Genomic DNA, 13,237 nt, shown 5'->3' on the forward strand with positions numbered 1-13,237 from the left:
CATTGGCCGAGGGAGGATGCCGAAAAAATTCTAGCATCCGAAATACTCTCACCGGTATTCTTCAAATCCGGTGGCGCCAGAATTGCTCTCCGAAACGGATGGCTCTTGCATCTCGCTGATCGACCGGCAAGATCACCGGCAGCGGTTTACTCCGAATCCTCTCTACTGTGGACTCGCGATGGACTGTCCAGCCAAACCGAATATCCGGTTCTCAGAATAGATCCGTGGACCGGACAGATAGTCACCACACCGGAATGGCCGTCCCGCCCATCCGACCTAGCCATCAACTACGAATCCGACGATATCAACGACTAACTAGTCGTTCTTGTCGAGGTCGTCCACTTCGGTGGGTACACGCACCCCCCACCAACCGCTCCAGCCATCACCCCAACCGGCCGCACGGGTTATATCGATCAGCGTGACTCCATCCGCACCTTTCGCCATCTCACGCAGTACGGCATCGAAGCGTTTGTCGATCCAAGCCTCCAAGCGGTTCAGCTAAGGTAGAGCCGAAATCGAATGTGCCAGTGGCAGTTTGATCGTCCTCTTAATCAGTGGAGGAAAGGTCCACGCGAATCTACGCGCGATAAATCCGCTGTGCCACTTTCGCAGAAGCTAATCCGCTACGGAACTCGACCACGTGGCGACCTCACCAACATAGGCTCCTATGGTGCCGGCTCCAGTCTGTCGTGCCCTGGACGAGGCACGAGCAATGATTCGGCGGTCAGTGCGCCGCGGTCGCGTACTTCGAGAGGCTTCCGATCTCCGCTCCAAGAGACGACCTGAACCGGCTTGCCTTTGTCGACGAACAAGTAGTAGCCCTGCTCCGGCCCCTCCCGGTAATCCATTGTGGGGAGATGCTTCCAACACTGACCTGGCGTATTCGCGTTCTTGTTGAGGTCGTCGACTTCGGTAGACGCACGCACCTCCACCAACCGTTCCCAGCCGTCAGCCCAACCGGCCGTACGGGTTATCTCGATCAGCGTGGCTCCGTCCGCCCCCTTCGCAGCTTCGCGCAGCGCGGCATCGAAGCGTTGGTTCGATCCAAGCGGCTCCGCATGTGGAGGACTGAAATCAAATGTGCCAGTGCATGTTTGATCGTCGGTGCGATCGCTGGAAGAGGTGCAGGCGCTCAGGGCCGACACGGCAACCGAGACCAACAGTACGTACTTCAGCCCAGTCATATGATCATTTCTTCCCTGGCAACGGAATCTCAACTCCGGCAGGCTGACCGGTATCGCTCTCGCTCACGGAGTTGCTCCAAGTGATTGTCGGCCGACTCCGGATGCCGGTGGCCGGGTCGGCAGGGTTGCCGAGGACGACGGCTCGCCCATTGTCGATGTGTTCCTTAACCTTCTGCGCCAACTCTTCGGCAGACGCGTTCGAATTCGCCAGGCCGATCTTTCGCCCTTGTTCGTTGTTGTACAGATCCATAGCCTCGCGATGCGGCGGGTTCCCGCCGATCTTTTCATGGCTCGTGGTGTAGGTCTGGGTCCAATCCTCACCGAACTTCTGCGTCATCAACGCATTCCAGTACGTGTGTCGGAACGCGTCACCCTGTCCGTCTAGATATGAGGTCGGATACCGCTTCTTGGCTTCGTCCTCCGCCAACGAGGTGATAGCGAAGAAATCCTGCAGGCCAGATAGCCCCTTCTTGGAGTAGAGATTATCGAGAGCCCTGGACTCCTCCTCGGTCATCAGAGTGGCCTTGAAGTCCGGTATTGCCATCCTAATAACGTCGAGCAGTGCGCCATCCGACGGCCAAATCACCGGTTTGGAACTCGACGTCTCGGTTTGGTAGTCAGTGAGTATCTTTGCGAGACTTGGATCGGACGGGGTACCAGCCAAACCTTGCTTAACTGAATCTGCCAACTTCTCCAGTAGCCGTCCAAGGTTCTCCGCCCCGGTGAGATCAGCTTCCTGAATCCGGGTCAGCGCTTGGCGAATCGCCTGGGTCAGCCGGAACTCCTCCAACTCCTTGTTGGCGACAGCAGTGGCGGGAGACCACCAATGCTCCTTCATTGTCTCCCAATTCGATTGGTGCGAAAGCACTTCGCCGTCTGGTTCACAGAAAAGATCCCAGTCCGAATCCTCGACCTCTCCGAGCCATCCTCGGATCTCTCCGATCTTCCCTTCGATGGTCTCGCAAGTCGAGTTGATCGACTTGGCCATCTCCTCGTAGACATCGACGGTCGTGAAACCATCCTTCTTGTCCTGCTCGCCGCGCTCGCGCACGCTATCGCCCGATTTGCCCTCGAAATATTCGTATGACTGCGCTACCTTGCGACCCGCGTCAGCCAATTCCGAATCGATCTCACCCGCCACACGCTTCACGATCGATGCCACATCACGGGCGGGGCCGAAATTCCAACCCAGTACCTGGGGAACTGTGAGGGGATGATCCTCGTGAAGACCGCTCACCGCTCCCCCACCTGGCGCAAGCGGGTAGCGGTGGCTTGATCCTGCTGCTCGAATGCCGTGGCCTGTTGCTCGACTACGCTAGCCAAATCTCGCATCCGGCCGACATGAAAGTCCACGACACGGTCCAGCGCCTCGAGCGTCTCCTGGATGCGAACCCCTGCTGAAGAACCCTCCAGTTTGTTCCGCGCATCATCGCGGCTGTCTTTCGCGACCGGCGCCTTACCGGCGATGGTGTCCGAGTGGACCCGCACATCAGCCGCCAGCTTACGCATCCTCACCGGGTCGACCTCGAACACGGGATCACCACACCTTCGATTTCACTTGCCGCGCTTCGCAAGTCGCGTACGACAGACTCATTTACAGCATTTGCGGACCGCTGCCGCTAACTTCGCCGCGTCGGCGCATTCTGGCTAAGCTCTGTGTAGATACGTTCGGCCTCAGCCTGGGCATTTGCGTACGCAATCCGGTGCTGATCCGCGATCAGCAGCTCGAGCCGCCGAGCACCCGCTTCCAGCGCATAGGGCTCGATGTAGAGAGCCGTGATCGTTCCGCGAGCATCGGCTTCGACATACACGCCACCGTCCGCCGACCGCGAACTCCCGCGCACCTCGGAGACCGCGGCGTTCAATCGTTTGAGGTGTGCTGCCCGACGCTCGGTGTACTCGTCCATTACTCCCCAACCCCGATCCGCACACGGATCTTCTTCCATGTACAGCGGAACTCTATCGCCCACAGGTTCACAGCGACAAACTATTCCGTGCTCAGCGGCGGCGCAGGCCCGAAAGGACTAATGCCGCAAGGGCACCCGCGCCGAACGAGGCGGCGCTGGTGCCCATGGAGAGCCCCGGCGCACTCATGCGCGGTTTGATTACGGCGGGGGCAGGTGGGGGGATTTCGGCTTCGATCTCGTTTTCCGATGCTGTTGCGGCCCAGGCGGTTGCGAACAGGATGATGCGATAGGTGGTGTAGCTGAACACCATCAGGCCGATGATCGATCCGAATACCGCGCCCGCGGGGCTGTGCAGCACCATCTGCAGGTAGAACGATGCGACGTATTTGAAGAGCTCGAAGACCACTGCGGCAATCGCCGCCGCTCGGGCGGCGCTGCGCAAGGTGACCGGCTCGCGCGGCAGGCGCGCGATGATCCAGACGAATACCGCCCACGATGCGAGGAAGCCGAGCAGTATCGAAATGAGCACCAGGATCAGCCGAGCGCCCGGCAACTCCGACAGGCGGAATGTGCGCAGCAGCCGTGCGCCGAGGGTGCTCGACGCCAGCGTGGACAGACCGATCGAGACAATGAAGGCCAGACCGAGACCTATCAGGGCACCGAGGTCGGAAAGCTTGTTGAGGAACCAATTGTCTTCCGGGGTCTTCTGTTCCCACTGTTCGGTCAATGCCGCGCGCAGATTCGCCATCCAGCCGAGTCCGGTGTAGACACCGACGAGCAGACCGAGCGTGCCGACCGTGCCGCGTGATCGGACCGCCTGATCGATCAGATCATTGAGCTGGCCGCCGAGCGACCCCGGAATGTTCTCTATGATCTTGTGCTGCAGCTCGGTGAGCATATCCGGATGGCCCGACAGCACGAAGCCCGCGACCGCGAAGGCGACCATCAACAGCGGAAACAGCGACAGCACCGTGAAATACGTGATCCCAGCGGCGTAGTAATCACCGCGTTGCCGCTGATAGTTTCCGCCCGCGCGGATGAGGTGATCCAGCCATGGCCGCGACTGAATCCGACGTTCGAGCGACGCCTTGATGTTGTCGATCACCTGCACCTGTCACGCCCCTTCAACAGAGACCGCGGTGTAGATCCGCAAGCGGTCGCTAGCTGGATTCCCCGACTAGCGAGCCAAAAAACCCACCCGGTCGTAAACCTGTGCCAGGGTGTTGCCCGCAATCTCGCGCGCCCGCTCGGCACCTGAGTCGAGGATGCGGTCGAGTTCGCCCTGATCTGCCAGATACTCTTCCACCTTCGCCCGCAGCGGGGTGACAAATTCGACCAGCGCGTCGGCGACATCGGACTTCAGATCGCCGTAACCCTTACCGGCATAGTCGCGTTCCAGCGTGACGATCGGGGTGCCGCTCAGCGAACTCAAGATCACCAGCAGGTTGCTGACACCCGCCTTGGTTTCCGGGTCGTAGCGGATTTCGCGCTCGGTATCGGTGACCGCGGAGCGAATCTTCTTGGCGGTGATCTTCGGATCGTCGAGCAGGTTGATCAGACCGGCGTCGGTGGAGGCCGACTTGCTCATCTTCGAGGTCGGATCCTGCAGGTCGTAGATCTTGGCGGTGCCCTTGACGATATGCGCCTCCGGCACCACGAAGGTCTTCTTGAACCGAGTGTTGAAGCGCTGGGCGAGATTTCGGGTCAGCTCCAGATGCTGACGCTGATCCTCGCCGACCGGCACCTGATGCGCGCGGTAGAGCAGGATGTCCGCGGCCATCAGCACCGGATAGGTGAACAGTCCGACGCTGGCGTTCTCCGCACCCTGTTTGACCGACTTGTCCTTGAACTGGGTCATCCGGCTGGCCTCGCCGAATCCGGTGATGCAGCTGAGCACCCAGGTCAGCTCGGCATGCTCGGGCACCTGGCTCTGCACGAAGAGCGTGGAGCGCTTCGGATCGATGCCAAGCGCGAGCAACTGCGCGGCCGCCGCCTTGGTGCGCCTGCGCAGTTCCTTCGGATCCTGCGACACGGTGATCGCGTGCATATCCGGGATGAAGTAGAGCGCGTCGTAGTCGTCCTGCATGGTGACCCAGTACTGCAGCGCCCCAAGGTAGTTGCCGAGATGGAAGGACGCGCTGGTGGGCTGGATCCCGGACAGCACCCGCTGTTTGCGTTCAGCGGCCGGGTTCGTCTGAGCAGGACTGGACATATCCCGATCTTCGCATGGCTGTCACGCGGAATTTCGCGGGTCCCTCCGTGGTTGCGCCGCGCTACCGCCTCCGGGCCCGTCGCTCACGCCGCGGTCATGCGGAATTTCGCGCCGCCCAGTTGCGTGGGTCGACACCGGGCATGCTCGGGCGGCCGGTGCTGTGCAGTTCGCGTTCCCGCTTGGACAGCAGCTTGTAGACCGGCGCGCTCGGCCCGGCCAGCGTCCCGCGCAATACCGGCGGCAGCAGCGGCGGTGCGATATGCGCGGTGCGCACGCCCTGGGCGAGCGCGCGGAAGGCGAGTTGCTCGGGCAGCCCCCAGCGCATCCCGTACATCTCGCGGATGCGCGGCGGCAGACTGCCCTGCACCAGCAGGTAGAACGCGTCGACGACCTGACGCATCGGCTTGCGCTGCGGATAGGGCACGCGCTGACCGGCCAGATACGAACCGACCAGCCGGGCCTCATCGGTGAGGAACAGCTCATCCGAGGCGAGGTAGTCGTCGAAGGATTTGCGGAACAGCGGGTAGCTGCCGGGCGCGGCCTCGCGTGGCATGCCGAACAGTTCGCCCCAGCGGACATAGTCCTGGTACAGACCCTCGCGTTCGCCATCGGTCAGCGGGCGAACCAGCAGATCGTGCATCACTTCCGCCGAGTCGAAGGCGAAGGCCATGGTCATGTACATCAGGTGCGGGTCGAGCGCGGAGTAACCGGTGCCCGCCGGATGGTGCGGGCCCGCGTCCTCGGGCAGTGCGCCGACGACCTTCGCGTGCTTTTTGGTGGTGAAGGCGAGCGCGCGATCCGCCTCGTCCTTGCTGCCGAGGAAGACGGCCTCGAAGAGCTTGCCGGTCAGCGCGAGTCGCGTGTACGGGGTCATCCGATGCTCGGTGTTCTCGGCGGTTCCGACATAGAGCAGCGGATTGACCGCGCCGATCACCAGGGCACGCTGGCCGTAGGTGAGACCGACCGCGCGCTTGCTCATGACCCGTCGGGCCATCGAATTATCTGCGAAGTAGCCGGGCTCGGACATCGCTGCCTCCTCGTTGAGCGCGTGCCCCGTCATCGGAATGCACAGCATCTGACAACAGAATCCACCAGACTTCACGATCTGGCAATACCCTATGCCAGATTGCGGCCGTGCTCGGCGCCCGCGATCCGGTCGACCGGAACCGCAGCCGTGCCAGAATCGCCACATGACTGCATCGCGAAGCGATTCCGTGAGGGGCGGTGGTCGGGCGACCGAGGGAACTGCATCGCGGAACGATTCCGTCAGGGGACGTGGTCGGGCGACGAGCGGGTCTGGATCGCGTAGCGAATCCCCTCGGGCGACGAGCGAGCCTGCATCACGCAGCGAATCCCCTCGGGCGACGAGCGGCCCGGCGAAACGAACCTACGGCGGCGTCTCCGCCGACGAGCGCCGCGCCCAGCGACGCACGGCACTGCTCGATGCCGCACTGGAGATCATCGGCACCCAGGGCATCGCCAAGCTCACCGTCGCCGGGCTGTGCGCGCAGGCCGGACTGAACGAGCGCTACTACTACGAAAGCTTCGACAGCCGCGACGCGGTGCTGGCCGCGCTCATCGATCGGATCGCGGAGGAACTGGCCGGGGCGATCATCGGTGCGCTGCAGACCGCACCCGCCGATACCAGAGCCAAGGCGCATGCCGCGATCTCCGCTGGCATTCATCTGCTCACCGATGATCCGCGCAAGGCGCACGTCGCGCTGGTCGCGGGCATGGCGACACCGGAATTGCGCGCCCGCACGGACCAGACGGTGCGGGTATTCGCCCGCATCGTCGCCGCCGAAGGCATCGACTTCTACGGCATCACCGACCCGAATCCCGATCCCACCATCGACTTCCGCGCCACCTACCTGGTCGGCGGCCTGATCCAAACCCTCACCGCCTGGCTACAGAACAGCCTCCCCCTCACCCGCGACGAACTGATCAACCACACCACCGACGTCTTCGTCCTGCTCGGCGAGGACCTCGCCCGCCGCCTCGCACCGCATCGACGGTAGTCGAATGGTTGTTCCCCGAGAGCCCACCATTCGACTGTCCTCGGCGCTACGGACTCAGGCGGATGATGTCCGGATCGGAGGGTTCGCCCTGGAGTACCACTCGGAAGGCCAGACCCTTTTGGGACCAATAGTCGGCGGCCTCGCGCATGGCATCGGTGAACCAGGCGCGTTCTTCCAGTTCATCGATCAGCAGATCGGTCGAATCGCGGATCACGGCAACGTATCCGGCGGCGGGGCCGACGAAATCATCGAGATCGCGCAGACATTCGTCGAAGGCGTCCTTATTCGCGCCGAAGTAGTACGGGAATTGGAACGCGGCCGCGAATTCGTCGAAAACTCCTGCGGTGGTACGCATTTTGGGGCCGCGCAGTTCACGCACCGCGTAGTCGACGGGGGCGTCGTAGCGCAGGCCGCTGAGTGTCGGAGCGTCGACGGGGAGGGCACCCACCACCGCGGACGGGGCAGAAGCCGCCGCGTCGGGGGCGTCCGGGCGGGCAAGGAACTGCGATAACGGAACTGTCATCAGCGCATCCTCGTGAAGGTTTCGTAGTGATCGCCGGTGTACCAGGCCGAACCATCGCTGCCGGTGACGATGCGTTCGGCGTCGCGGGAACGGTTGCGTTCCTTCGGGTTCACATCCCATTCCTGGTAGGTGATGGCTTTGCCCGCCGAATCCTTGGCGGGCAGGGTGCCCGCGCGGTTCATCCAGCGGTCACCGCCCTTGGTGCCGGGCGCGTTCGCCGAATCCGGCCAGCGGCCCGCATCGATTTCGACCAGGGTCGCGTAGGCGCGGTCCGGCACGCCGGGGGCTCGCGCCGTGGCGGTTGTGGTCACATCAGGGCCGCGCGCCGGAACCGCCACGCTGGCGCTGCGAGTGGTGGAGGTGACGGATGCGGCGCTCGGCTTGCTGTCCCCGCCGCGCGATGCGAGCAGTGCGATCACCAGGGCCAGCACGGCCACACCGAGCGCGGCGAAGGCGCGAACCAGCTTCGAGGAAATATTCATGCGATCCCGATCTGCAGCACTGCCATGTCGCGAACCCTATCGGTATTGCACCGTCACCGGGGCGTGGTCGGACCAGCGCTCGGCGTAGGTGGCGGCGCGTTCGACCACGGCCTGCTTCGCCCGTCCGGCCACCTCGCCGCGGGCCAAGTGGTAGTCGATGCGCCAGCCCGCGTCGTTGTCGTAGGCGCGGCCGCGGTAGGACCACCAGCTGTACGGGCCCGCGATACCGGGATGCAGATTGCGCACCACGTCCACGTATCCGGCGGCGAGCATGCCGTCGATCCAGGCCCGCTCCTGCGGCAGGAAGCCGGAGTTCTTCAGGTTGCCCTTCCAGTTCTTGATATCGAGTTCGGTGTGCGCGACATTCCAGTCGCCGCAGATCACGAAATCGCTGTTCTGGGCGCGCATATGGGCGCCGATCTCGTCGAGGAAGCGGTACTTCTCGTCCTGCATCGGGGTATCGGCCTCGCCGGTATGTACGTACACGCTGGCCACGGTCAACTCATCGAATTCGGCCTCGACATAGCGTCCGGTACCGGCGAATTCGGCGCTGGGATGCCAGGTTCCGTTCTGCCAGCCGCCGAGTCCGATACGCACGGCACGCGGTTCGCGCCGGGACAGAATGCCGACTCCGGCCCGTCCCTTCGCTCCCGGTTCCGCATGCGTCAGGTACCAGCCCGCATCGAGTGCGGGCGCGAGGGCGGCGCGGGTCTGCTCATCGGTTGCACGGGTCTCCTGCAGGCAGATGATGTCGGCTTCGGTGACCGCCAGCCACTTGAGCATCCCCTTGCCCGTCTTGCCCGTCGCCGCACGGACCCCATTCACATTAATCGACGAGATGATATAAGGCACCCGACGACCGTACAATGCAGGTCAGACGAACTCCCCCGGGACATCGCAGTCCAGGAAGGGGTGAATGACGATGAAGTCAGGCACCACCAACTCCCCCGCCCCGATCAAAGCGCTGCATATCGGATCTGGTGATCCGGTTCTGCTGCTGCACGGGTTCATGCTTTCGCCGCACTGTTGGGAACAGGTCGCGCTGCGGCTCTCCTCGCATTGCGAGGTGTTCGCCCCCGCCTTCGCCGGGCACTGGGGTGGTGAACCGATCGAGGGCTGGTTCGCCGATGTCCATGCACTCGCCGACCGGATCGAGGATCAACTCGACGAACTCGGTTGGCGTACCTGCCATATAGCTGGTAATTCGCTCGGCGCCTGGGTCGCCTTCGAACTGGCCCGTCGCGGCCGGGCCCGCACCCTGACCGCGATCGCACCGGCGGGCGGTTGGCGGTCGCCCTCGCTCCTCCAGTTCCGCGTCGGCGCGAAATTCCTGGCGCTGGTGCCGATCGTCCAGGTGGGTAAGCGGCTCGGCGGATTCGCGATCAACAATCCGATCGCGCAACGTTTCGCGCTGATGTTGCTGAGCAAGAACGCGGCCGCGGTCTCGCGCCGCGATATCGCGGCCGTGATCGCCGCCGCTCTGCACTGCGATGTCATGCTCCCGTTCATCCTGGGCACCGGACGCGCTCCCGCCCTGGAAGACCTGTCGAACCTTCCGACCCCGGTGCGCCTGCTGATGGCCGAATACGACCGGATCATCCCCAACCGGGTATACGCCCGCCGCTTCCTGCAGGAACTGCCCGACTCCGCCGACCGCATCCTGGTCAATGGTGTCGGGCACGTCCCCATGCTCGAAGCTCCGGACCGCATAGCGACCCTGATAGCCGAACATATCTACGCCAGCCGCAAGCACTTGCGCGCGGTCTGAAAACACGGCACATGCTGTGCGCCGTCAGGCACGTGCTGTGCCAACGGCAGAGTTCGCGTTACTGGGCGAGCAGTCCCTTGGCTATGTGCGTCACCTGGATTTCATTGCTGCCCGCATAGATCATCAGGGACTTGGCGTCACGGGCGAGTTGCTCGACGCGGTACTCGGTCATGTAACCGTTGCCGCCGAAGAGCTGGACCGCGTCCATGGCCACCTCGGTGGCTGCCTCTGAGGCGTAGAGCTTCATGGCCGAGGCCTCGGCGAGGGTGGGCGGCTTACCCGCCTTGCCGCGCTCGAGGGTATTGAAGACCATGTTCTGCACATTGATCCGGGCGATCTCCATCTTGGCCAGCTTGAGCTGCACCAGTTGGAAGCGGCCGATCTCCTGACCCCACAGCTTGCGGCTCTTGGCGTAGTCCAGGCAGAGCCGGTGACATTCGTTGATGATGCCGAGCGCCATGAAGGCGACGCCGATGCGTTCGGCGGTGAAGCTGGAGCGGGCACTTTCCCGGCCGTCGCCGCCCTTGTGCTCCTCGGTCTCGCCGAGCAGCCGGTCGCGGCCCAGACGCACATTGTCGAAGAACAATTCACCGGTCGGCGAGGCGTGCAGGCCCATCTTCTTGAACGGCTTGCCCTGGGTGAGGCCTGCCATGCCCTTATCGAGGACGAAGGTGAGCACCTTGCGCTCGCGCTTGTCTCCGCCGTCGCCCTCGTCGAGCTTCGCGTAGACGATCATCACATCGGCGAACGGACCATTCGTGATGAATGTCTTCTGACCGTTGAGGATGTAGTCCTCGCCGTCGCGCTTGACGTAGGTCTTCATACCGCCGAATGCGTCCGACCCCGAGTCGGGCTCGGTAATCGCCCATGACGCAACCTTTTTCATCGTGACGATATCGGGTAGCCAACGCTCCTTCTGCGCGAGCGTGCCGCGCGCGAGGATGGTGGTGGCACCGAGACCGATGCTGACCCCCATCGCGGTGACCAGCCCCATGCAGACGCCGGACAACTCTCCGATCAGCACCGCCATCAGCGACTCCTGACCGGCGAACGGGCTACCGCCGGAAGACTTTTCGGACTTCTCCGGCAGCGGCTCGCCCGCGGCCAGCGCCGCCGCCTTCTTGCGCTCCTTGGCGAGCAGCCGCTGCACCGCCTCCCCACCCATCGCATCGATTCCGAAGTCGCTGAACAACTTCCGAATAATCGGATAGGGGGTGAGTTCACCGCTCTCCAGTGCGTCGAGGTGCGGGCGGACCTCCTTATCGATGAAGTTGCGCACCGCCTCGCGGATCATCTCGTCGGTCTCGGACCATTCGAACATCTTCGTTCTCCTAACGTTCCCGCGAGATCAAGGCAGCCGAGCGGCGATATCGTCGATGAGCCATGGCCCGTCGGTCTCGATCGTCTTCACGTCATGCCAGCCTGCCAGCTCGGATATGGCGCCGCCCTGGACCGCGAAGACCTTGCCGGTGATCGGGCACTTTTCCGAGGCCAGGTAGGCGACCAGCGGAGAAATATTGGCCGGGCTGAAGGCGTCGAAATCGCCGTCCTCGATTGCCGCGGCCTCGGCGGCCATCATCTCGCCCATGCCGGGAGTGGCCAGGGTGAGCCGGGTGCGCGCGATCGGTGCGATGGCATTGACCCGGACGCCGTAGCGCGCGAGCTCATCGGCCGCGACGAGGGTCAGCGCGGCGATTGCCGCCTTGGCCGCGCCATAGTTGGCCTGACCCGCATTCGGGATGGTCGTTCCGGAGGCCGACGCGGTATTGATCACCGCGGCATTCGGCTGGTTGCCCGCCTTGCTCTGCGCCTTCCAGTACGCGGCCGCGTGATGCAGTACCGCGGCGTGGCCCTTGAGATGTACGGCGATCACCGCATCCCACTGCGCCTCGTCCATGCCCGCGATGAAGGCGTCGCGCAGAATGCCCGCATTATTGACCACGATATCGAGGCCGCCCAGCTCCGAAACGGCCTGGGCGACAACGTTGCTCGCCCCCTGCCAGCTCGCGATGTCATCGGTGTTGGCGACCGCCTTACCGCCCGCGGCGATGATCTCGTTCACGACCTCCTGGGCCGGACCGACATCGGAACCCTCACCGGCATTGCTGCCGCCGAGGTCGTTCACGACGACGGCCGCACCTTCGCGGGCGAACAGCAGCGCGTGCTCACGCCCGATGCCGCGACCCGCGCCGGTGATGACGGCGACCCGTCCTTCCAATGCACCCATTTACCTGGCTCCTCAGTGTGGTAGTTCGTCGGCGACTTCGGCGAGACCGTCGCTCAGGACGACGTCCTCGCCGCGGACGGTCTCGAAGGCGTATGTGGTGACCCCGTTTTCCGAGCCGACCCGCCAGATTCGGGTCTCCAGGTCGTCACCGGGGAAGACCATCTTGGCGAAGCGCACCGCGAATCGCTTCAGCCGGTTGACATCCGATCCCGCGACCTCGGTGAGCACGGCCCACGATGCGAAGGCCATGGTGCACAGGCCGTGCGCGATGATCCCGGGCAGACCCGCATCCTTGGCGACCTGCTCGTCCAGATGCAGCGGCACCGGATCACCGGACGCGGGCGCATAGCGATAGGTCTGGTCGAGATCGACATGCTGCGGCACCACGGCGACCGGCTGCCGCACCCGCAGGTCATCGTCGAACTTGTGCGCCGGAGCGGCGACACCGACCGTCTTGCCCGCGTCGATATTGCGGAAGAAGGCGGTCAGATACTGCTCGTTCACCAATTCCCCTGCCTCGGTACGGCATTCGATGAGGATGGTGATGGTGCTTCCGTTCGAACGGCTGGCGTAGCCGATCGCCTTGGCCCGCGAGACCAGCTTGTCTCCGGGCAGGATCGCGCGGTGGAAGTGGAAATCCTGCTCCCCGTGCACGACTCGGCCGAAGATATCCATCGGCGCGACATCGATCACCGGCATCATCATGGCCTCGAATACCGGGACGATGCCGAAGATCGGCGAGGCCACCTTGCCCGCCAGATGCGCCTCGATCGGATCGTTGGTCGCGGCGGCGTATTCGGCGATCCGCTCCTGGGTTACCTCGAAATGTTCATCCTCACACCAGGTTTCGAGTCCGGCGTCGTCGAATTCCACCGGCCGGGCCGCAGCGGTCTCCGCTGTCATCACCGGCTCCTTC

16 protein-coding genes are annotated in these 13,237 nt (G+C 63.6%); 2 read left to right on the plus strand and 14 right to left on the minus strand.

All coding sequences use genetic code 11. The features are described 5' to 3' along the window. Nucleotides 1-315: 315 nt before the first annotated feature. From NA5_RS40185 to NA5_RS06400, 8 genes are all read right to left on the minus strand, one after another. Nucleotides 316-489 (minus strand): hypothetical protein, encoded by a 174-nt coding sequence (locus NA5_RS40185; RefSeq protein WP_157110256.1) that lies wholly within the window; start codon nucleotides 487-489, stop codon nucleotides 316-318. A 176-nt stretch (nucleotides 490-665) separates the two neighbouring features. Further along, nucleotides 666-1,184 (minus strand): hypothetical protein, encoded by a 519-nt coding sequence (locus NA5_RS06370; RefSeq protein ID WP_062982870.1) that lies wholly within the window; start codon nucleotides 1,182-1,184, stop codon nucleotides 666-668. Nucleotides 1,185-1,188: 4 nt separating this feature from the next. Beyond that, the gene (locus NA5_RS06375; protein ID WP_157110257.1) at nucleotides 1,189-2,421 is read right to left on the minus strand and encodes a DUF6973 domain-containing protein; all 1,233 of its coding nucleotides are present in this window, start codon (nucleotides 2,419-2,421) and stop codon (nucleotides 1,189-1,191) included. Then, entirely contained in the window at nucleotides 2,418-2,717 is a 300-nt protein-coding gene (locus NA5_RS06380) for a hypothetical protein (protein WP_062982873.1), read from the minus strand. Before NA5_RS06380 ends, NA5_RS06375 begins: the two co-directional genes overlap by 4 nt. 86 nt (nucleotides 2,718-2,803) lie before the next feature. After that, nucleotides 2,804-3,091: a YbaB/EbfC family nucleoid-associated protein gene (locus tag NA5_RS06385; protein WP_062982874.1), complete on the minus strand. Its 288-nt coding sequence runs from the start codon at nucleotides 3,089-3,091 to the stop codon at nucleotides 2,804-2,806. 91 nt (nucleotides 3,092-3,182) lie between these two features. After that, nucleotides 3,183-4,202 (minus strand): inner membrane protein YhjD, encoded by a 1,020-nt coding sequence (gene yhjD / locus NA5_RS06390; protein ID WP_062982877.1) that lies wholly within the window; start codon nucleotides 4,200-4,202, stop codon nucleotides 3,183-3,185. A gap of 66 nt (nucleotides 4,203-4,268) precedes the next feature. Beyond that, on the minus strand, nucleotides 4,269-5,303 hold the full coding sequence (gene trpS / locus NA5_RS06395; RefSeq protein WP_062982879.1) for a tryptophan--tRNA ligase: 1,035 nt from the start codon (nucleotides 5,301-5,303) through the stop codon (nucleotides 4,269-4,271). Between the two features lie 94 nt (nucleotides 5,304-5,397). Beyond that, a complete protein-coding gene (locus NA5_RS06400) occupies nucleotides 5,398-6,330 on the minus strand; it encodes an oxygenase MpaB family protein (protein WP_062983320.1) in 933 nt (310 codons plus the stop codon). A gap of 163 nt (nucleotides 6,331-6,493) precedes the next feature. On the opposite strand from NA5_RS06400, the gene NA5_RS06405 reads away from it, so the two are divergent. Next, complete coding sequence (locus tag NA5_RS06405; protein ID WP_245672117.1) at nucleotides 6,494-7,321, plus strand: TetR/AcrR family transcriptional regulator; 828 nt, start codon at nucleotides 6,494-6,496, stop codon at nucleotides 7,319-7,321. Nucleotides 7,322-7,367: 46 nt separating this feature from the next. On the opposite strand, the gene NA5_RS06410 is transcribed toward NA5_RS06405, so the two are convergent. The 3 genes from NA5_RS06410 to NA5_RS06420 are packed head-to-tail and all read right to left on the minus strand — an operon-like array spanning nucleotide 7,368 to nucleotide 9,178. Further along, nucleotides 7,368-7,844: a barstar family protein gene (locus tag NA5_RS06410; protein ID WP_062982881.1), complete on the minus strand. Its 477-nt coding sequence runs from the start codon at nucleotides 7,842-7,844 to the stop codon at nucleotides 7,368-7,370. After that, on the minus strand, nucleotides 7,844-8,326 hold the full coding sequence (locus NA5_RS06415) for a guanyl-specific ribonuclease (protein ID WP_062982883.1): 483 nt from the start codon (nucleotides 8,324-8,326) through the stop codon (nucleotides 7,844-7,846). The genes NA5_RS06410 and NA5_RS06415 overlap by 1 nt, the downstream gene beginning before the upstream one ends. Before the next feature lie 36 nt (nucleotides 8,327-8,362). After that, the gene (locus NA5_RS06420; protein WP_062982886.1) at nucleotides 8,363-9,178 is read right to left on the minus strand and encodes an exodeoxyribonuclease III; all 816 of its coding nucleotides are present in this window, start codon (nucleotides 9,176-9,178) and stop codon (nucleotides 8,363-8,365) included. Between the two features lie 64 nt (nucleotides 9,179-9,242). Here NA5_RS06420 and ephH point away from each other — a divergent pair, with 64 nt between their 5' ends. Beyond that, the gene (gene ephH / locus NA5_RS06425) at nucleotides 9,243-10,094 is read left to right on the plus strand and encodes an epoxide hydrolase EphH (protein WP_062982888.1); all 852 of its coding nucleotides are present in this window, start codon (nucleotides 9,243-9,245) and stop codon (nucleotides 10,092-10,094) included. A 58-nt stretch (nucleotides 10,095-10,152) separates the two neighbouring features. Here the strand turns inward: ephH and NA5_RS06430 are convergent, their stop codons facing one another. From NA5_RS06430 to NA5_RS06440, 3 genes are read right to left on the minus strand one after another with little or no spacing between them, the layout of a single operon-like run. Continuing rightward, nucleotides 10,153-11,415 (minus strand): acyl-CoA dehydrogenase family protein, encoded by a 1,263-nt coding sequence (locus NA5_RS06430; protein WP_062982890.1) that lies wholly within the window; start codon nucleotides 11,413-11,415, stop codon nucleotides 10,153-10,155. Between the two features lie 27 nt (nucleotides 11,416-11,442). Beyond that, on the minus strand, nucleotides 11,443-12,321 hold the full coding sequence (locus NA5_RS06435) for an SDR family oxidoreductase (RefSeq protein ID WP_062982892.1): 879 nt from the start codon (nucleotides 12,319-12,321) through the stop codon (nucleotides 11,443-11,445). Between the two features lie 12 nt (nucleotides 12,322-12,333). Continuing rightward, complete coding sequence (locus NA5_RS06440; protein WP_062982894.1) at nucleotides 12,334-13,224, minus strand: MaoC/PaaZ C-terminal domain-containing protein; 891 nt, start codon at nucleotides 13,222-13,224, stop codon at nucleotides 12,334-12,336. Nucleotides 13,225-13,237 lie beyond the last annotated feature (13 nt).

This window comes from Nocardia anaemiae NBRC 100462 (genome assembly GCF_001612725.1).
GTDB classification, from domain to species: domain Bacteria; phylum Actinomycetota; class Actinomycetes; order Mycobacteriales; family Mycobacteriaceae; genus Nocardia; species Nocardia anaemiae.

Coding starts and splice junctions, on each gene's coding strand:
- NA5_RS06410 (WP_062982881.1), bottom strand. CDS start 7,844: ATGACAGTTCCGTTATCGCAGTTCCTTGCCCGCCCGGACGCCCCCGAC.
- NA5_RS06400 (WP_062983320.1), bottom strand. CDS start 6,330: ATGTCCGAGCCCGGCTACTTCGCAGATAATTCGATGGCCCGACGGGTC.
- NA5_RS06430 (WP_062982890.1), bottom strand. CDS start 11,415: ATGTTCGAATGGTCCGAGACCGACGAGATGATCCGCGAGGCGGTGCGC.
- NA5_RS06370 (WP_062982870.1), bottom strand. CDS start 1,184: ATGACTGGGCTGAAGTACGTACTGTTGGTCTCGGTTGCCGTGTCGGCC.
- NA5_RS06405 (WP_245672117.1), top strand. CDS start 6,494: ATGACTGCATCGCGAAGCGATTCCGTGAGGGGCGGTGGTCGGGCGACC.
- NA5_RS06440 (WP_062982894.1), bottom strand. CDS start 13,224: ATGACAGCGGAGACCGCTGCGGCCCGGCCGGTGGAATTCGACGACGCC.
- NA5_RS06415 (WP_062982883.1), bottom strand. CDS start 8,326: ATGAATATTTCCTCGAAGCTGGTTCGCGCCTTCGCCGCGCTCGGTGTG.
- ephH (WP_062982888.1), top strand. CDS start 9,243: ATGACGATGAAGTCAGGCACCACCAACTCCCCCGCCCCGATCAAAGCG.
- NA5_RS06385 (WP_062982874.1), bottom strand. CDS start 3,091: ATGGACGAGTACACCGAGCGTCGGGCAGCACACCTCAAACGATTGAAC.
- NA5_RS06435 (WP_062982892.1), bottom strand. CDS start 12,321: ATGGGTGCATTGGAAGGACGGGTCGCCGTCATCACCGGCGCGGGTCGC.
- trpS (WP_062982879.1), bottom strand. CDS start 5,303: ATGTCCAGTCCTGCTCAGACGAACCCGGCCGCTGAACGCAAACAGCGG.